Source organism: Caproicibacter fermentans (genome assembly GCF_009746625.1).
GTDB classification, from domain to species: Bacteria; Bacillota; Clostridia; order Oscillospirales; family Acutalibacteraceae; genus Caproicibacter; species Caproicibacter fermentans.
In genome coordinates, this window is sequence record NZ_VWXL01000107.1 from 1 (window position 1) to 556 (window position 556).

At 46.9% G+C, this 556-nt stretch carries 1 protein-coding gene; it reads right to left on the reverse strand.

Annotated features, from left to right (window positions below):
• A partial coding sequence (locus tag CAFE_RS18560; RefSeq protein WP_166525185.1) for a DDE-type integrase/transposase/recombinase occupies positions 1–481 on the reverse strand: 481 nt, incomplete at its 3' end.
• Positions 482–556: the final 75 nt, after the last annotated feature.

Sequence of the window (556 nt, forward strand, 5' to 3'; positions counted from 1 at the left end):
GGTGGTCGTAACTCCATACGTTTAGTGCGTTCCCTGTGAATTCAGAACCATTGTCCGTTAGAATCTCTTTGGGAAGGCCGCGAAACAGGGCAATGCGGTTGAGTACGGCTGCAACTCTTTTCCCTGTGATGGAGCTGTCCACTTCCAACGCTAGGCATTCCCGTGTGGCTTCATCAATTACAGTTAAGACTCGAATGTGGTTTCCGGATCGGGTACGATCAGAAACAAAATCCATTGACCATCTGGAATTTGCTAACAGGGATGTTCTGTCCGGCATTCCACGCTTTTCGTATTTCTTCTTTTTACTCCGCTTTTTCAAGGTCAATCCGGCTTCTTTGTACAGTCGGTATGTTCTTTTATGGTTGATATAGACGTTTTCCCGTTGGAGCATAACATGCAAACGCCGGTAGCCGAAGCGTTTCCATCGACTTGCCAACTGTGTTAACCGGTCTGTTATTTCTTTATCTTCTGTTTTATCCACCGGAACATATCGTTTGCTGCTTCGGCCAAAATCCAACAGCCTGCACGCTCTGCGCTCACTTAGCTGGTACGTTTG